At 59.3% G+C, this 18,328-nt stretch carries 18 protein-coding genes and 1 rRNA gene; 9 read left to right on the top strand and 10 right to left on the bottom strand.

Annotated features, from left to right (window positions below; genetic code table 11):
- Together BUA36_RS19965 and BUA36_RS19960 are read right to left on the bottom strand one after the other, a co-directional pair.
- Positions 1-184, bottom strand: a 16S ribosomal RNA gene (locus BUA36_RS19965); the annotation flags it as partial.
- Positions 185-499: 315 nt separating this feature from the next.
- Entirely contained in the window at positions 500-1,276 is a 777-nt protein-coding gene (locus BUA36_RS19960) for an enoyl-CoA hydratase (RefSeq protein ID WP_072787068.1), read from the bottom strand.
- A 77-nt stretch (positions 1,277-1,353) separates the two neighbouring features.
- Here BUA36_RS19960 and BUA36_RS19955 point away from each other — a divergent pair, with 77 nt between their 5' ends.
- Together BUA36_RS19955 and BUA36_RS19950 are read left to right on the top strand one after the other, a co-directional pair.
- A complete protein-coding gene (locus BUA36_RS19955; protein ID WP_229255765.1) occupies positions 1,354-2,619 on the top strand; it encodes an MFS transporter in 1,266 nt (421 codons plus the stop codon).
- Between the two features lie 44 nt (positions 2,620-2,663).
- Entirely contained in the window at positions 2,664-3,101 is a 438-nt protein-coding gene (locus BUA36_RS19950; RefSeq protein ID WP_072787066.1) for a universal stress protein, read from the top strand.
- Here BUA36_RS19950 and mltA read toward each other — a convergent pair.
- Positions 3,098-4,315: a murein transglycosylase A gene (gene mltA / locus BUA36_RS19945; protein ID WP_072787065.1), complete on the bottom strand. Its 1,218-nt coding sequence runs from the start codon at positions 4,313-4,315 to the stop codon at positions 3,098-3,100. The two genes, BUA36_RS19950 and mltA, sit on opposite strands and share 4 nt — an antisense overlap.
- A gap of 96 nt (positions 4,316-4,411) precedes the next feature.
- Positions 4,412-4,786, bottom strand: coding sequence for a Co2+/Mg2+ efflux facilitator ApaG/CorD (apaG, locus tag BUA36_RS19940; RefSeq protein WP_072787064.1), 375 nt, complete (start codon positions 4,784-4,786; stop codon positions 4,412-4,414).
- Positions 4,787-4,954: 168 nt separating this feature from the next.
- On the opposite strand from apaG, the gene rpe reads away from it, so the two are divergent.
- The 7 genes from rpe (at position 4,955) to trpC (ending at position 11,096) form a co-directional block, all read left to right on the top strand.
- Positions 4,955-5,620, top strand: coding sequence for a ribulose-phosphate 3-epimerase (rpe, locus tag BUA36_RS19935; RefSeq protein WP_072787063.1), 666 nt, complete (start codon positions 4,955-4,957; stop codon positions 5,618-5,620).
- Positions 5,621-5,624: 4 nt separating this feature from the next.
- Positions 5,625-6,317, top strand: a complete 693-nt coding sequence (locus BUA36_RS19930) for a phosphoglycolate phosphatase (protein ID WP_072787062.1) — start codon at positions 5,625-5,627, stop codon at positions 6,315-6,317.
- 204 nt (positions 6,318-6,521) lie between these two features.
- Positions 6,522-8,018 carry an anthranilate synthase component I gene (gene trpE, locus BUA36_RS19925; protein WP_072787061.1) on the top strand — a complete coding sequence of 499 codons (1,497 nt, stop codon included), beginning with the start codon at positions 6,522-6,524 and terminating at the stop codon, positions 8,016-8,018.
- Between the two features lies 1 nt (position 8,019).
- Entirely contained in the window at positions 8,020-8,583 is a 564-nt protein-coding gene (locus tag BUA36_RS19920; RefSeq protein ID WP_072787060.1) for an anthranilate synthase component II, read from the top strand.
- 13 nt (positions 8,584-8,596) lie between these two features.
- Positions 8,597-9,634 (top strand): anthranilate phosphoribosyltransferase, encoded by a 1,038-nt coding sequence (trpD, locus tag BUA36_RS19915; RefSeq protein ID WP_072787059.1) that lies wholly within the window; start codon positions 8,597-8,599, stop codon positions 9,632-9,634.
- A 2-nt stretch (positions 9,635-9,636) separates the two neighbouring features.
- Positions 9,637-10,293 carry a LysE family translocator gene (locus BUA36_RS19910; protein WP_072787058.1) on the top strand — a complete coding sequence of 219 codons (657 nt, stop codon included), beginning with the start codon at positions 9,637-9,639 and terminating at the stop codon, positions 10,291-10,293.
- A 2-nt stretch (positions 10,294-10,295) separates the two neighbouring features.
- Entirely contained in the window at positions 10,296-11,096 is an 801-nt protein-coding gene (gene trpC, locus BUA36_RS19905) for an indole-3-glycerol phosphate synthase TrpC (protein WP_072787057.1), read from the top strand.
- 4 nt (positions 11,097-11,100) lie between these two features.
- Here trpC and BUA36_RS19900 read toward each other — a convergent pair whose 3' ends face one another.
- The 6 genes from BUA36_RS19900 to BUA36_RS19875 form a co-directional block, all read right to left on the bottom strand.
- Entirely contained in the window at positions 11,101-12,240 is a 1,140-nt protein-coding gene (locus BUA36_RS19900; RefSeq protein WP_072787056.1) for a GGDEF domain-containing protein, read from the bottom strand.
- Between the two features lie 206 nt (positions 12,241-12,446).
- Entirely contained in the window at positions 12,447-14,267 is a 1,821-nt protein-coding gene (locus BUA36_RS19895; RefSeq protein WP_072787055.1) for a M61 family metallopeptidase, read from the bottom strand.
- Between the two features lie 12 nt (positions 14,268-14,279).
- On the bottom strand, positions 14,280-14,846 hold the full coding sequence (locus BUA36_RS19890; protein WP_072787054.1) for a nucleotidyltransferase family protein: 567 nt from the start codon (positions 14,844-14,846) through the stop codon (positions 14,280-14,282).
- Between the two features lie 5 nt (positions 14,847-14,851).
- On the bottom strand, positions 14,852-17,068 hold the full coding sequence (locus tag BUA36_RS19885; RefSeq protein WP_072787053.1) for a xanthine dehydrogenase family protein molybdopterin-binding subunit: 2,217 nt from the start codon (positions 17,066-17,068) through the stop codon (positions 14,852-14,854).
- A gap of 10 nt (positions 17,069-17,078) precedes the next feature.
- Complete coding sequence (locus tag BUA36_RS19880) at positions 17,079-17,537, bottom strand: (2Fe-2S)-binding protein (protein ID WP_072787052.1); 459 nt, start codon at positions 17,535-17,537, stop codon at positions 17,079-17,081.
- A gap of 38 nt (positions 17,538-17,575) precedes the next feature.
- Positions 17,576-18,304, bottom strand: a complete 729-nt coding sequence (locus BUA36_RS19875; protein WP_072787051.1) for a DsbC family protein — start codon at positions 18,302-18,304, stop codon at positions 17,576-17,578.
- Between the last annotated feature and the right edge of the window lie 24 nt (positions 18,305-18,328).

The raw sequence follows: 18,328 nt of genomic DNA, 5'->3' as shown, positions 1-18,328 counted from the left end.
CTTAGGACGTATGCGGTATTAGCGTAACTTTCGCTACGTTATCCCCCACTCCTGGGTACGTTCCGATATTTTACTCACCCGTTCGCCACTCGCCACCAGAGCAAGCTCCGTGCTGCCGTTCGACTTGCATGTGTAAGGCATGCCGCCAGCGTTCAATCTGAGCCAGGATCAAACTCTTTAGTTTAATCTCTGTTTTATTCTGTTTTCTGGGGATGGTTCGCTCACTCAAAATACTGACAGTATTACTACTGTTTATTTCTTGTTGAGCATTTAATGCTTTTAGTTTCGCGGAACCGAAGTTCCGCGTGCACTGCATCAAATACCCACACTTATCGACTGTTGATTTTTAAAGATCATCTTGTGTTGCTAGCTGAAGAAGCGTTTTGTTCATCAGCACAGAAGCGAGATTATGAAGCATTTCGTACATCTCGTCAACCCCTCGCTTTTCTTCGTTTTCGCTTTGCAGCGTCTGCGTTGTCTTGCGAGGGACAGAATCATATCAAAGACCTTCGAAGTTTGGCAAGCGCTTTTCGAGGAAAGCCTGCATGCCTTCTTTTTGCGCAGGCGTGCCGAACGCTGCCTGGAACAGACGGCGCTCATACGTCACACCTTCCGACAGCGTGGTTTCAAAGGCGCGGTTGACCGAATCCTTGATCTGCATCGCAACCGAAGTCGACATCGAAGCGATCTGCTTCGCGATCGCCAGCACTTCCTCAATCAGCTTGTCCGCCGGGATCACGCGCGACACCAGACCGATGCGCTCAGCCTCGGCCGCATCAATGGTGCGCGCGGTCAGCAGCATGTCCATGGCCTTGGCCTTGCCGATCGCGCGCGGCAGGCGCTGCGTGCCGCCGGCGCCCGGCACCACGCCGACCTTGATTTCCGGCTGGCCGAACTTGGCGCTGTCCGCCGCGACCAGAAAGTCGCACATCATCGCCAGTTCACAGCCACCGCCCAGCGCAAAGCCGGCCACCGCGCCCACCACTGGCTTACGCACGCGCAGGATATGTTCCCAGTTGCGGCCTATATAGTTGTCGCGATAGGTATCTGGATAGGTGTAGTCCACCATGGCCGCGATATCGGCGCCCGCCGCAAAGGCTTTCTCGCTGCCGGTCAGCACGATGCAGCCGATGGCGGGATCCGCGTCGAACTTATATAAGGCATCGCCCAGCTCGTTCATCATGCGGTCGTTCAGCGCATTCAGAGCCTTGGGACGGTTCAGACGGATCAGGGCTACTTTGTCGTGCACTTCTACGATCAGGTCTTCATACTGCATGGTTGCTCCTCCAGAGTGAAATATGACTCATCGATTGTAGCGCCTATCCCTGTCACTGGTATGATTGAAATTCGGCAATCCGCACCAAAGAGCTTCCCATTTTTAACTCCTTCCGCAACGACGAACTGCTGCGCAACGGCGATTTCCGCCGCTACTGGGCCAGCGCCATCCTCAACGGTTTTGGCAGCTACGTCAGCGCGCTGGCGATTCCGCTATGCGCCGTATTAATGCTCAAAGCCTCGCCCGCGCAGATGGGTACGATGGGCGCGGCCGCAGCCCTGCCGTTTGCGCTGCTGGGCTTGCCGGCCGGTGTATTCCTCGACCGCAACCGCAAGCTGCCCATTCTTTTAGCAAGCAAAGCCATCCAGGCGCTGTCGCTGGCCAGCATCCCGCTGGCGTGGTGGCTGGGCGTGCTGTCGGTGCACTGGATGTATGCGGTGTCCTTCATCAATGGCTCATGCAGCGTGGTGGGCGGCGGCGCCGAACAGGTCTTCCTGACCAATCTGATTGGCCGCGACAAGCTGACTGACGCCCAGTCCAAGTTCGCCGCCACCGATTCCGGCTCGCGCCTGCTGGCGCCCGGACTGGCCGGCGTGCTGATTCAATGGCTGACCGCGCCCTATGCGGTGCTGCTGAATGCCTGCGGTTTTATCGTATCCATCGGCCTGCTGCGCAATCTGAAAGCCAACGATCCCAAACCGCCGCCCTCCAACAAGCATCCCTTGCGCGATATTCTGGACGGCCTGCGCTTTATCTGGACCCATCCCCTGCTGCGCGCGCTGGCCTGGGCCTCCGGTCTGTGGCATATGCTGTTTTACGGTTTTGCCGCATTGCACGTGATTTTCGCGACGCGCGAGTTGGGCATGAGCGCCGGCATGCTGGGCGTGGCGCAAATGGTCGGCGGCATCGGCGTGCTGGTCAGTTCGCTGATGCTGAAACCACTGGTCCAGCGCTACGGCCCCACCGGCGCCATGCTGATCGGCGTCGGCCTGTGCGCGTTTGCGTATACGATGACGCCGCTGATTCCCGCCAATCTGTTCGGCTACCCGCTGGCCAGTGCAATGGCCTGCGCCGCCATGTCTTTCTTCCTGGACTGTGGCGTGATGCTATTCCTGATGCCCTACACCACGCTGCGCCAGAAGGTCACGCCGGATGCCTACCTGGGGCGCATGGTGTCCACCATGCGTTTTCTGACCGTGGCGATTGCGCCGGTCGGCGCGCTGTCGGCCGGCTACCTCGGCGAGCATTTCAGCATTCGCACCGGACTGGCCTGCGTTGCGGCCGGCAGCATGGTGCTCATGCTTTTGTTGGCGTTTTCGCCATCCGTGCGCCAGAAAAGCTGAGTAGCCAGTAGGCTGGCTCCAGTGTTCATCGACAGGAGTCAGCCATGTTCAAATCCATACTTTTCCCTACCGACGGTTCCGATTTATCAGAGAAAGTAACTGCGACGGTGATGGAATTCGCCAGGTTGCATCAATCACGCATTACTGCCGTGACGGTGATACAACCCATGCTCATGCCGACGCTCGGCGACGGCGCCGCCGTGCTCGACGCCGGCCAATATGAAGTACAGATGCAAAGCACGGCACGCGACCACATTAACAAGGTGGCAGCTGCAGCCAGCGCCGCCGGTGTGCCATTTGAAGGCATCGTGGCGACATCGACCAATCCCGCCGACGAGATCGTCCAGGCCGCCAAAAAATATGGCTGCGACCTGATCGTCATGGCATCGCACGGCCGAACCGGCTTGAGCAAACTGCTATTGGGCAGCGAAACCCAAAGCGTGCTGTCGCACACCTCGCTGCCCGTGCTGGTACTTCATTAAAACTTCTTCGGCAGCAGCACCCAGATGCTGCCGCGCTGCTTCATGCGGCCCGCATTTTCGGCCGCTTCGGCGCCAAAGCCGAAGAAGTAATCGACCCGGATGGCGCCACGAATCGCCCCGCCCGTGTCCTGCGCCATGACCAGCCGCTGCAACGGAATGTCGCTGTTCGGCTGGGTGGTAGACAGGAATACGGGCGCGCCCTGCGGCAACTGGGTTGCGTCAATCGCGACGGAGCGCTGCGGCGTCAGCGCCACACCCAGCGAGCCTTTCGGCCCGACTTTCGGGTCCGGCAAGCGCTCTTCCTTGAAGAACACATAGCTCGGGTTCACATTGAACAGCTCTTGCATGCGGGTTGGATGACCGGCGATCCACGACTTGATGCCCTGCGCCGACGCCTGTTCCAGCGTCAGCTCGTTTTTCTCCACCAGATACTTGCCGATGGATTTATAGGGATGGCCGTTCTGGTCTGCATAGGCCACACGCACGGTGTCGCCATTATCCAGCTGCACCCGGCCCGAGCCCTGCACCTGCAGGAAGAAGGACTCCACCGCGTCATCCACCCACAGCAATTCCTTGCCCGTGAAATTGGCAGATTCAATCTCCGCGCGGGTCGAGTAAGGAATCACCTTCTTGCCCACCACCTTGCCGCGCAGGCGCATGCCTTTGAGCTCGGGATACACGCCGGCCAGGTCAATTGTGACCATATCGTCCGGCACTTTATATAGCGGCGTCTGATAGGCGCCGCCCTTTTTGCGCGAACCACGCAGCAGCGGCTCGTAGTAGCCGGTAATCAGGCCATCGGTGGCGCCATCCGGCGCGATGACCTGGTTGGGCTCCATGAAAGCTTCAAAGAAGGTGCGAATCGCGCGTTCATCACTGGCGTTGACGGTGCGGGCGATGGTGCACGCCTCCTTCCATGTGGGCTGCTTGATGAGCACCGTGCATGACGACATAAACGCCGGCCAGGCGGCGCGCAGATCATCCTTGTCCCAGCCTGGCAGCGCAGCGAAGGTGGCTGGCACCATCTGCAATGTGGCTGGTTTGGCTGGCTGGGCCGGCAGTGTCGGCGGCTGCACCGGTGGCTGTACTGGCGGTGGCGGCTGCACCGGCGGCTGGGCCGGCTTTTCAGGCGGCAGCGGAGCGGAAGTACAGGCAGCAAGCGCGAGCGCGACGGCGCTCAGTGGAACGAGTAGACTACGGCGTGTTAAAGACATAAAAGGATAACTATGTGGCTATTGATGGTTGAGGCGGGCGTGGCGTTCTTCCTGCTGGTATTCATCGTCTGGTGGACCATGAAGGGGAAGAAGTAATCAGTGCAGGGTGCGTGGCAGCGACAGCACGAATTCCGGAATCTTGACTTCGAACTGGTGACCGTCTTCGGCCACGCAGAAATATTCACCGACCATGGAGCCTTGCGGCGTTTGCAGCGCGGCGCCGCTGGTGTATTCAAACTGCTCGCCCGGCGCCAGCAGTGGCTGGTGGCCGACGACGCCCAGGCCGCGCACTTCTTCAATATGGTTGTTCGCGTCGGTGATGATCCAATGGCGCGAGATCAGCTGCGCTGCCACCGTGCCCGTGTTTTTGATCGTGATCGAGTACGTAAACACGAAATTCGTGCGTTCCGGGTCCGACTGTTCCGGCAGGTACTGCGTTCTGACCGACACAGTAAATTCATAAGTGGACATCGACGTTCCTTAAGGCTGGCTAAAAAGTAAACTTGGCGATTGTATATCGTCAGATGTCCATTGCACCGCAAATCCGCCCTGTATGCAAGGACGGCGCGTCTGAAAACGGGCGCAGCGGCCCGGACCAGCGTAAAATAACGCATCTTTTTTTATTGCCAGCCCAACGCCATGACCACCTTCCGCATCGCTCCCAGCATTTTGTCCGCCGATTTCGCCCGCCTGGGTGAAGAAGTCCGCAACGTCGTTAGCGCCGGCGCCGACATCATCCACTTTGACGTGATGGACAACCATTATGTTCCCAACCTGACCATCGGCCCGCTGGTGTGCCAGGCAATCCGTCCGCACGTGGATGTGCCTATCGATGTGCACCTGATGGTCAAGCCGGTCGACCGCATCATTCCGGACTTCGCCAAGGCCGGCGCCAACATCATCACCTTCCACCCGGAAGCGTCGGACCATATCGACCGTTCGCTGCAACTGATCCGCGACCACGGCTGCAAAGCCGGCCTGGTCTTCAACCCGGCTACCCCGCTGAGCTACCTGGAACATGTGATGGACAAGATCGACATGATCCTGATTATGTCGGTCAACCCAGGCTTCGGCGGCCAGTCCTTCATTCCACAGGTGCTCAAGAAAATCGCTGAAGCACGCCGCCTCATCGACGAATCCGGCCGCGACATCCTGCTGGAAGTCGATGGCGGCATCAAGATCGACAACATCGCCGCCGCCGCTGCTGCGGGCGCCGACACCTTCGTCGCCGGCTCGGCCATCTTCGGCCAGCCAGACTACAAGGCCGTGATCGACGCCATGCGCGCCAACCTGGCCAAGGTTTAAGCCGATGAGCGTGCTGGCAGGCGTACGCGCCGCAATCATTGACCTCGACGGCACCATGCTGGACACGATCCCCGACTTCCACGTCGCGATCAACAGCATGCGCGCCGAACTGGGCCTCGCACCGATCACCCAGGAGCAGATCGCCCTGATGGTCGGCAAGGGCTCGGAAAACCTGATCCGCGCCGTCCTGGCGCTGGACTGGGACGCGCAGCGCGTTGACGCCGCGTTCGAACAGGCGATGGACGCCTACCAGCGCAACTACCTGGCCATTAACGGCAATCACAGCACGCTGTTCCCGGACGTGCTGCAAGGCCTGAGCGCGATGAAGGCCAACGGCCTGCGCCTGGCCTGCGTCACCAACAAGCCGATCAGCTTCACCACGCCGCTGCTGAAACTCAAAGGCCTGGACCAGTTCTTTGAGGTGGTCTACGGCGGCGACTCGCTGCCGCGCAAGAAACCGGACCCGCTGCCGCTGCAAACCGTGTGCGCCGATTTCGACCTGCCGCCATCGCAGGTGGTGGCGATTGGCGACTCCTCGAATGACGCGCAAGCCGCACGGGCTGCGGGTTGCCCGGTGCTCACCGTGCCTTATGGTTACAATCACGGAGAATCTATACACGAAACCGATTCCGATGGTATAGTAGCCACGCTGCTAGAAGCGGCTAGCCTGATTCGTTCACATCAAACCAATAGCTGAACAACTGACCAACATGTCGTCTCTCACCAAAAAACACAACGTCAACCAACCAGGCTCGATTGAGGCCTGGCTGTGGCGACGCTGGCAATCCTGGCAAAACTAAGCCGCACTGATTGCTGTCGTCCGCCCGCTTGCGCGCGACAGGTTTTTTGAACCCACCACCGCTGGAACCTCCTCCTTTTTCCGGCGGCATGGAGAGCACACATGACCGAACTCGAATTCAAATCGTTGGCCACGGATGGCTACAACCGTATTCCCCTGATCGCGGAAGCTTTTGCCGATCTCGAAACCCCGCTCACACTGTACCTGAAACTGGCCCAGACCCAGAACGCCGGCAAGAACACCTTCCTGCTGGAGTCGGTCGTCGGCGGCGAGCGTTTCGGCCGTTACTCTTTCATCGGCCTGCCCGCCAACACGGTGCTGCGCACCTTTGGCAACCGCACCGAGATCGTCAAGAACGGCACGGTGATCGAGACCCACGAAGGCAATCCGCTGGATTTCATCGAGGCTTACCAGCAGCGCTTTAAAGTCGCCATCCGTCCGGGCATGCCGCGTTTCTGCGGTGGCCTGGCCGGCTACTTCGGCTACGACACCGTGCGCCATATCGAGAAAACGCTGGCCAACAGCCAGCCGAAAGATGACCTGGGCCTGCCCGATATCCAGCTGATGGTGACCGAAGAACTGGCCGTCATCGATAACCTGAGCGGCAAGCTATATCTGATCGTCTATGCCGACACCACGCAGCCCGAGTCCTACTCGAAAGCACGCCAGCGCCTGAAAGACCTGCGCATCATGCTGCGCCGTGGCGTGGAAGCGCCGGTCACCAGCTCCTCGGTGCGCACTGAAGCCGTACGCGAATTCCCGAAAGAAGACTATCTGAAGGCCGTCGCCAAGGCGCATGAATACGTGCTGGCCGGTGACCTGATGCAGGTGCAGATCGGCCAGCGCATCCGCAAGCCTTATGTGGATTCGCCACTGAGCCTGTACCGCGCACTGCGTTCGCTGAACCCGTCGCCGTATATGTACTTCTACAATTTCGGCGACATGCAGATCGTCGGCGCCTCGCCAGAGATCCTGGTGCGTAACGAGACGGCCGCGGACGGCGAGAAGAAAGTCACGCTGCGTCCTATCGCCGGCACCCGCCCACGCGGCGCCACGCCGGAGCGCGATGCCGAACTGGCCAAGGAGCTGCTGTCCGACCAAAAAGAAATCGCCGAACACGTGATGCTGATTGACCTGGCGCGCAATGACCTGGGCCGCATTTCCGAGATCGGCAGCGTCAAGGTGACCGACCGCCTGGTCATCGAAAAATATTCGCACGTGCAGCACATCGTCTCCAACGTTGAAGGCAAGCTCAAAGAAGGCCTGTCCAACCTGGACGTGCTGCGTGCCACCTTCCCGGCCGGTACGCTGACCGGTGCGCCGAAAGTGCGCGCCATGGAAGTCATCGACGAACTGGAAATCTCCAAGCGCGGCATCTACGGCGGCGCCTGCGGCTACCTGTCGTTTGGCGGCGAGATGGACGTGGCGATTGCGATTCGTACTGGCGTGATCAAGAACGGCAATCTGTATGTGCAGGCCGCCGCCGGCATCGTCGCCGACTCCATCGCCGAAATGGAATATCAGGAAACTGAACACAAGGCGCGCGCTGTGCTGCGCGCTGCCGAGCAAGTGCAAGATGGTCTGGATGGGGAGTTCTAATATGCTGCTGATGATCGACAACTACGACTCCTTCACCTACAACATCGTGCAGTACTTTGGCGAACTGGGTGAAGACGTGCGCGTCTACCGCAATGATGAAATCACGATTGCGGAGATCGAAGCGCTGAACCCGGACCACATCTGCATTTCGCCAGGACCGAAAGATCCTGCGCAAGCTGGTATTTCGATTGAAGTGCTCAAGCACTTCGCCGGCAAGAAACCGATACTGGGCGTGTGCCTTGGCCACCAGGCCATTGGCGAAGCGTTCGGCGGCAAGGTAATCCGCGCCAAGCAGGTCATGCATGGCAAAACTTCTTTAATCGCGCATACGGGCGTGGGCGTTTTCAAAAATCTGCCCTCTCCCTTCACAGTGATCCGATATCACTCGTTGGCCATCGAGCGTAGCTCGCTGCCGTCCTGCCTGGAAGTGACGGCATGGACCGACGACGGTGAAATCATGGGCGTGCGGCACAAGGAATACGACATCGAGGGTGTGCAGTTCCACCCTGAGTCCATCCTGTCCGAACACGGCCATCAACTGTTGAAGAACTTCCTCGTACGCTGATTAAGGAAACGCCATGCCTATCACCCATCAAGAAGCACTGGTACGCTGCATCGAACACCGCGAGATTTTCCACGACGAGATGCTGCACCTGTTCCGCCAGATCATGTCCGGCGAAATGTCCCCGACCATGGTCGCGGCCCTGACCATGGGCCTGCGCGTGAAAAAAGAAACCATCGGCGAAATCGCCGCCGCCGCGACGGTCATGCGCGAATTTTCCACCAAGGTGCCGATGGCCGACACCACCGGCCTGCTGGATATCGTCGGCACCGGCGGCGATGGCGCACACACGTTCAATATCTCCACCACCGCGATGTTTGTGGCCGCCGCAGCAGGCGCGCGCGTGGCCAAGCATGGCGGCCGCAGTGTGTCGTCATCGTCCGGCAGCGCGGATGTGATTGAATCGCTGGGCGCGAATATCAACCTGAAGCCAGAGCAGATTGCGCAGTCGATCGCACAGACCGGCATCGGCTTCATGTTCGCCCCCAACCACCATGCCGCCATGAAGCATGTGGCGCCAGTGCGCAAAGAACTGGGCGTGCGCTCCATCTTCAATATTCTGGGACCGCTGACCAACCCGGCCGGTGCACCGAATATCCTGATGGGCGTATTCCACGCTGACCTGGTGGGTATCCAGGTGCGCGTGCTGCAGCGCCTTGGCGCGCAACATGCCATCGTGGTCTACGGCAAAGACAATATGGACGAAGTGTCGCTGGGCGCATCGACCCTGGTCGGTGAGCTGGTGAATGGCGAGATCCGCGAATACGAAATTCATCCGGAAGATTTCGGCATGCAGATGATCGCCAGCCGCAACCTGCGCGTGGCCGACGCCACCGAATCCAAAGCGCGCATGATGGAAGCGCTGCGCGGCGAGCCAGGTGCGGCTTACGATATCGTGGCGCTCAATGCGGCGACCGCGCTGTACGCGGCTGGCGTGGCCAGCTCGATTGAAGATGGCCTCAAGCGCGCGCGTGAAGCAATTACCTCTGGCGCGGCACTGCGCAAGATCGAACAGTTTGTCGAAGTGACGCAGTTGCTCGGCCGGGGGAACTGACCATGTTCGGCATCCACGACCTGACGCTGTTCATCATCTCGGGCCTGCTGCTGAACATCATGCCCGGTCCCGACTCACTGCTCATCATGACGCGCAGCGCTACCCAGGGCTGGCGTGCCGGCTCGGCGGCCGCGCTGGGCATCGGTGCCGGCACCATGGTCCACATCTGTGCGGCGGCACTCGGTCTGTCGGCGGTATTGTCGACGTCCGCCGCCGCATTCACGGTCGTGAAATGGATCGGTGCAGCCTACATTATCTACATGGGCATCGGCATGCTGCGTGCAAAACTGCGCAACGAAGCCGACGAAGCAGCGTCCACCGAGCTGGCGGCGCGCGCTGCCCAGCCGCTGGCCTGGCGCAAAATCTTCTTCCAGGGTTTCCTGACCAATGTGCTGAATCCCAAAGTGGCGCTGTTCTTTTTGGCGTTTGTGCCGCAATTTATCTCGGCCGGTTCCAGCAACAAGCCGCTGGCCTTCCTCATCCTGGGCAGCATCTTCAACTTTAACGGCATGCTGTACTGCCACGGTCTGGCGCTGTTCACGGCCTTTGCCAGTGCGCGCCTGAAGATCAAGCCACGCGTATCGCTGTGGCTGAACCGTACCATGGGCGGCCTGTTCCTGGCCCTCGGTGTGCGCCTCGCCCTCTCGGAGCAACATTAATCATGTCTGACATTCTGAACAAAATCCTCGCGGTCAAAGCTGATGAAGTGGCGGCCGCAAAAAAGTACCGCAGCTTTGCCAGCCTGCGCGACGACGTGGAATCCAATGCCGAGCTGCGCGCCGGCCTGCGCGGCTTTGAAGCCAGCCTGCGGGCCAAGATCGATGCCGGCCATGCAGGCGTGATCACTGAAATCAAGAAGGCATCGCCATCGAAAGGCGTCATCCGCGCCGACTTCCGCCCGGCCGACATCGCCGCGACTTACGAAGCCAATGGCTCCGCGTGCCTGTCGGTGCTGACCGACGAGCAGTTCTTCCAGGGTTCGGTGGCGTATCTGCAGCAGGCGCGCGCCGCCTGCTCGTTGCCAGTGCTGCGCAAGGACTTCATGATCGACATTTACCAGATCTACGAAGCCCGTGCGATGGGCGCCGACGCGATCCTGCTCATCGTCTCGGCGCTGGACCATGGCCTGATGGCGGAAATGGAAGCGGTGGCCCATGAACTGGGCATGGACGTCCTGGTGGAAACCCACGACGGCGACGAACTGACGGCCGCCTTAAAGCTGAAAACCCGTCTGCTTGGCGTCAATAACCGCAATTTGCGGACTTTTGAGGTATCGCTGCAAAATACCCTGGGCCTGCTGGACCGCATGCCTGCGGACAAGCTGGTCATCACCGAATCCGGCATTCTGGCACCGGCCGACGTCAAAACCATGCGCGACGCCAACGTGCACGCCTTCCTGGTCGGCGAAGCTTTCATGCGCGCGCCAGATCCGGGCGCCGAACTGGCCCGTCTTTTCAGCTAAGCAACTAAGCCCGGGCGGCGACCATCGCCACGATGGCATCCGGCGCGATCTCGATACGGTCGCGTCCTCTTTCCTTTGCGCAATACATTGCCTTGTCAGCACGGATCAGAATGCCATCCAGGCTTTCTTCCGGGCTGGTCTGGCACGCGACACCGATGCTGACGGTGTAATTTGGCACGCCGTCGCGCGGCTGGCGCAGCGCCGACTGGATACGCTCGGTGATGTGCAGCGCCCGGTCCAGGCCGGTGGCGGGCAGCAGCACCACGAATTCTTCACCGCCAAAACGGGCCACGTGGTCGGAAACACGCAACGCTTTGCCGATAACATCGGCCACATCAATCAGCACGCGATCACCAACCGCATGGCCATGCCAGTCGTTGATTTTCTTGAAGTAATCGATATCGATATTCAGCATGGTCATAAACGTGCCTTCGCGGCGCATCAAGGCATGCTCTTTGGTATAAATATCGGCAAATCCACGACGGTTTAATACCTGCGTCAGCGGGTCCAGCGTAGAACGGCGCTCCAATATGGTTTGCAGGCGACGCGTACAAACCGTCATGAAACCAACCGTCATCATCAATATCATGAAATGGGCGGTGGCCAGATAAATACTCTGGAACGGACCAATCGCCAGCAGATTAACATGCGATTCGCCATGCAGCGTGGCCAGCAAACCGCGGGTCAATACCACCAGCGCCTGGAACGCCATCAATACGCCAAAAAAGCGCGTGGAAAAGTGCGCTTCGCCATATTTCCAGATTAAATAAATCTGACGAGCATAAAATATAAATACCAGATAAGAAAATGTAGCGACGCGGGCGCTGAAATGAGGCTCAACAACCATCCAATAAGTAACGCCCGACATGCCTGCCAGCCAGACGCCATGGAATAAATACCAGGACTGCGGCTGTTCGTAAAATTTCTCGGTACCGATCAGGGTTAATCCCAGGCCCCAGATTAATACCGCATTCGCGCACAGCGCTGGAATATAGGAATTGCCGCGCAGGCTAAAGAAAATGGCGCCAGCTACCAGCAACACCAAGCCCAACGCCCATTCCCGCATTCCCTGAATCTCCTTGGGAAAACTCAAATAGGCAGAATACAGGACGACACTCATCGCGCCGGCCATGAGCGTTGCCATAACAATTACGGTGGTGGGGTCGAGCAATATCACTGGCGTCCCGGTCTACAATTTACGGTTTGCTACGATTCTAAACCACAAATTTGACGCGGCGGTGAATTACCGGCTTACATGCTGGTTGTTGGCTATTACGTGCTAAAAACTGGCATGAATCAGGGGCAAAAAAAGGCCGCGTCAGAGCGAAGCGGCCTTTTTGAGATGAAAAATCAGCGGCTTGCGCTTGGACGCAATGGACCGGAAGATTTCTTGGCAGAAGAATCCAGGCTCAAGGTAATGCCCGGAACGCGATCACCCTGCAGGGTTAAATCGAAGCTCATTAATTCGTCACGACGGAAAGCCATCACCTGGACCGTGTCACCAACCCCGTAACGTGACAGCAGATTATCCAGATTGGTGGCAGTAACCCGCAGGCCATCTACGGCAATCAGAATATCGCCAGCCGACAGACCAGCTTGATGGGCTGCGCCATTCTCATGGACAGCATTCAGTTTGCAGTCATTGCCATCGCGGCCCAGATTGGCATCAAAACTCGGTTTCGACGACTTACGCTCGTCACTGTATTTAACGCCAAATGGCGCCAGCAATTTAGCCAGCGGCAAATCCTCAGTACCACGGATATATTTATCGAAGAATGCCTTGAAACGGCCACCGCTGATTTCATCAAACAATGCTTCAGCTTCGGCTGGCGTCACGCCACGGCCGCCGCCTGTATAAAAATCGCGACCATAACGCTGCCACAAAGCACGCATTACATCATCCAGCGATTTTTTACCGCCGGTTTTCGCACGAATACTTAAATCCAGCGCCAGGCCAATTAAAGAACCTTTGGTGTAATAACTGACGATGGAATTCGGTGCATTTTCATCCTGGCGATAGTATTTACCCCAGGCGTCAAAACTCGAATCCGCCACACTCTGCTTGGTACGGCCGGCGCCACGCAATACGCTGCCGACGGTTTTACCCAGCAATTTGAAATATGCCGGTTCAGCGATAATACCGGCGCGCACCAGCATCAAATCATCGTAGTAACTGGTAAAGCCTTCAAACAACCACAGCAGCGGAGAATAATTCTCGACTTGCAGGTTATATGGCGCAAACACAGCCGGTTTGATGCGTTTGACGTTCCAGGTATGGAAATATTCGTGGCTGCACAGGCCCAGGTATTGCAAGTAGCCGTCGCTGATTTCCCTGCTCTTGGACGCGGTGCTCGGCAGGTCTGCGCGGGCGCAAATCAGCGCGGTCGAGGCGCGATGCTCCAGGCCGCCGTAACCGTCGCCCACCGCCATGGTCATGAACACGTAGCGGTCCATCGGCGCTTTTTTGGTTTTCGGCTCAAAGAAGGCGATCTGGGTTTCGCAGATTTTCTTCAGGTCGGCGCTCAGGCGCGCCAGGTCCAGATTCGGCACATGGCCGGTGATGACCACGTCGTGCGGGATGCCGTGCGCCTTGAACGTGGCCAGCGCAAAGTCGCCCTGCTCCACCGGATGGTCGATCAGCTCATCGTAATTGGACGCGATATACGTGCCATAACCATAACGTTTCGCTTTCAGCTCAGGCAATGAGGTGGCAACGCGCCAGTTGGCCGCAGCTTCGTCGGCTGGGCGCTGGATATCCACCACATGCGGCTGGTCTTCCTGGCCGAACACGCGCAGGAACACGCTAGTGCCATTGTAGAAGCCATGATTCTGGTCCAGATGCGCAGCGCGCACCGACAAATCCCAGGCGTAGACCTCGTAATGCACGGTCAGCGCGGCGTTGCGGTCGGCCAGCGGCGCGGCCTGCCAGGAATGCTTATCCAGCTTGGTCAGCTCGACCGCTTCGCCCTTGGACTCGGCGCGGATACGGACGATATTGCGCGAAAACTCGCGGATCATATAGCTGCCCGGGATCCAGGCCGGCAGCGCGAAAATCTGGCCCAGTTCAGAAGGCGCAGCCACCGTCACCGAGACATGGAACAAGTGCGCGGCCAGGTCGTGGCCCACGATGGTATAGGCGATCGCCGCCTGGTTTTTATTCGGTTTTTTCATCTTCAGTCCTGTCTACAGATCGCCCGGTGTGTCGATGTCGCGTATCACGCCGACATCATCGACCACCACTTCGCTCACCGCATGGCTTTTTAAAATCGCGCGCGCGCCCTGGTCGCCTTCCAGCGCCAGCAGCAACGGCAAGTGATAAGCGCTGAAGGCGACCGGATTACCGCGCCGTCCTTCATACACAGGCGCCGCAATGCGCGCGCCACGCTCTATTGTAGCGACCAATGCGCGCATGGTGTCCGGCTGAACGTGGGGCATGTCGCCCAGACCGATCAGCCACCCTTCGGCGCCCTTGGTAAATTCGATGGCGGTCGTCAGCGATTCTGCCATGCCCAGGTCAGCATCGGCGCACACGCGCACTTCGCAACGCAGGCTGCCCAGCAGCGCGGCGACCTTGTCGTCGCCGGGACGGACCACGGCCAGCACACGCGGCAGCGCGGCCAGCATATTCTTTGCGCTGGCGGCGATGACTGTCTCACCGTTCGCCAGCGTTTGCAGCAGTTTATTCTGAACGCCGGACGGATCGAAACGTCGACCACGTCCGGCTGCGAGCAGGATGCCAGTTAGCGCCATCCAGCTCAGGCGCTGGCCAGATCGAACGGCAGTTTGCGCAGGCGCTTGCCGGTCAATTTGAACAGTGCGTTGGCGAAGGCCGGCGCCAGTGGCGGCAGGCCGGGTTCTCCCATGCCGGTAGGCGCATCGGTCGACGGCACGATGTACACGTCGATCTTCGGCATATCGGTCATGCGCGCCACGGTGTAGTCGCTGAAGTTCTGCTGCTCGACCACGCCGTCCTTGAGCGTGATGGCCGCTCCCGGCAGCGTCATGCCGAGGCCCATCAGCGCCGCGCCCTGAATCTGCGCTTCGATGGTCAGCGGGTTGACCGCCAGGTTGCAGTGAACGCCGGCCGTGACCTTGTGCAGTTTGGGCTGGCCGTTTTTCACCGAGGCCACCACCACATAAGCAATCACAGTGTTGAAGGACTCGTGCACGGCCACGCCATAGGCCTGGCCTTTCGGCAGCGCCTTCTTGCCGTAGCCCGACTTGGCGACCGCCAGCTCCAATGCAGCGAGGTGGCGCTTGCCCTTCTCGCCCAGCAGCTTTTTGCGATAGGCCACCGGATCCATTTTGGCGGCATGTGCCGCTTCATCGATCAGGGTTTCCATCACAAATGCCGTGTGGGTCGAGCCGACGGAGCGCCACCACAACACCGGCACATTGGTCTTGACCGAATGCGCGCTCAGGTTCAGCGGCACTTCATACGGCTCGCCCATGCCTTCAACCATGGTCGCATCAACACCGTTCTTGACCATCATCGGTTCAAACATGGTGCCGCTGACGATGGATTGGCCAACGATGACGTGATCCCACGCCACGATGTCGCCCTTGGCATCGACGCCAATGTTCGCGCGGTGCACATGCGACGGACGGTAGTAGCCGCCCTTGATATCATCCTCGCGGCTCCAGATGACTTTCACCGGCTCCTTGTGGCCAGCAGCCTGCCAGACCTTGGCGATGTTGACCGCTTCCACCAGATAGTCCGAGGTCGGCACCGCGCGGCGGCCAAAGCCGCCGCCAGCCATCATGGTATTCAGCACCACCTGCTCCGGCTTCAGACCGGCGGTAGCGGCAATCGCGCCCTGGTCCACGGTCTGGAACTGCGAGCCGGCCCATACGGTGCAGCCATCCTTGCGCAGATCGACCACGCAATTCAGCGGCTCCATCGGCGCGTGCGCCAGATACGGGAATTCATAGACCGCAGAGATTTTCTTCGCCGCGCCAGCCAGCTTGGAGGTGTCGGCAGCGCGCACCACATTGCCCGGCTTTTGCGACAGCGCCTTGTACTCGGCCAGCTGCTTGTCGCTGCTGACTTTTTCGACACCGCTGGTATCCCACTCAATGGCCAGCGCTTCACGGCCAGTCTTGGCAGGCCAGTAGCCATCGGCGATAACCACCACGCCGCTACCGCCACGATCGGTCTTCACTTCCAGCACATCGATCACGCCCTTGATGGCCTTGGCCTTGCTGGCATCGAACTTGGCCACCTTGGCGCCAAATACGGGCGGACGCGCCACCACCGCGACCTTGCTGTCCGGCGCTTTGAAGTCCATGCCGAACTGCTGCTTGCCGGTCGACTTGGCGCGCGCATCCAGGCGCTTGACCGGTTTACCGATGATGGTGAAGTCTTTGGGATCTTTGAGCTTGACGGTGGCGGGCACCGGCTGCTTCATGGCGGCATCCGCCATGGCGCCATAGGTCGCCTTCTGACCGGCAGGACCAATCAGCGTGCCCTTGACGGTCTTGATCTGATCAGCCGGCACCTTCCACTGCTCGGCCGCCGCCGCAATCAGCATGGCGCGCGCCTTGGCGCCGATCTCGCGGTACTGCGTGAAGGAGTGTGCGATGCTGCCCGAGCCGCCAGTGATCTGAATGCCGAACGCCGGGTCTTTATACTGATCGCCAGCTGGCGCCAGCGCGCCGCGTACTTGCGACCAGTCCGCCTCCAGCTCCTCCGCAATCAGCATCGGCAGCGAAGTCTGAACGCCCTGGCCAAACTCCAGACGGTTGACCTGCACCGTCACCGTATTGTCCGGTGCAATGTGCAGGAAAGCGTTCGGTTCATACACCTTGGCCGGCGGCTGCTGCGCATTGGCAAAGCGGCCCGCACCCGGCATGACGAAGCCCAGCACCAGGCCGCCGCCCGCGACAGCGCCCGCTTTCATAAAACTGCGGCGCGACATGCCAGAGAACGATGCGCTGGCGATAGTACCTTGATTAAGCCATTCGATACGCATGGTGGTCTCCTCAGGCTATCGCTTTGGCAGCGTCTTTGATGGCGGTGCGGATGCGCTGATACGTGCCACATCGGCAGATATTGCCGCTCATGGCGTTATCGATGTCCGCGTCGGAAGGATTTTTGTTGGTGCGCAGCAGCGCTGTCGCACTCATGATCTGGCCACTCTGACAGTAGCCGCATTGCGGCACGTCGATCTTGACCCAGGCTTCCTGCACGGCCTTGCCGACCTTGTCGTTCTCCATCGCTTCGATGGTGGTGATCTTCTGGCCTTCGGCCGCCGAAATCGGCGTCACGCACGAACGGATAGGCTGACCGGCCAGGTGCACCGTGCAGGCGCCGCATAGCGCCATGCCGCAGCCGAACTTGGTCCCGGTCATATTCAGGTTATCGCGCAAGGCCCACAGGATAGGCGTCGACGGATCGGCGTCTACCTGTACATCTTTCCCATTGATGTTCAAAGTGATCATTCAAGTCTCCCGTTTTGGACTGCGGTGGTACAGCTTTTTTACTGCTTGGTCTTGTTCAGCTTTTCTTCCAGGGTCTTGGTGTCGATCGCGCCAGGGATGCGCGAACCGTCGGCAAAGAAGATCGCCGGCGTGCCGGAGATGCCCAGCTTGCGGCCCAGCGCCAGCACTTCCTCGTTTGGCGACGCGCAGGATTCTGCGGCGACGACAGCGGGTTTACCGCCGATCATCCAGTCATCCCATGCCTTGGCACGGTCTGGCGAGCACCAGATGTTCTTCGATTTGACGAAGGAGTCATCCGACAAGATGTTGTACATGAAGGTGTAGATGGTGACGTTGTCGGTCTCTTTGAGCGTCGTCTGCCGCAGACGCTTGCAATAGCCGCAGTTAGGATCTTCAAACACCGCGATCACGCGCGAGCCGTCGCCCTTGACGGACTTGATGGCCTTGTCCAGTGGCAGGTCGGAGAATTTGATCTTGTTGATTTCGTCGATGCGCTCGCGGGTCAGGTTGGCGCCCGTCGTCACATTGAACACATAGCCATTGAATACGTAGGTCGCCGTTTTGTCGGTGTACAGAATGTCATTGCCGATGCGGACTTCGTACAAGCCGCTGTACGGCGTTTCGGTGACCGAATCGACCTTGACGTTCATGCCCAGGCGCGGTTCGATGAGCTTCTTGATCTGGTCCGTGGTTGGCGGGGTCTGGGCGCCGACGCAGGACGCCATCAGGAAGGACAGCGACAGCAAAGCGAACTTACTCTTTCTCATAACTTCTCCGGTAAATGCGGGCGC

The organism is Duganella sacchari, from assembly GCF_900143065.1.
Taxonomy (GTDB): domain Bacteria; phylum Pseudomonadota; class Gammaproteobacteria; order Burkholderiales; family Burkholderiaceae_D; genus Rugamonas; species Rugamonas sacchari.
This window is presented reverse-complemented; position numbering and strand designations above follow the sequence as displayed.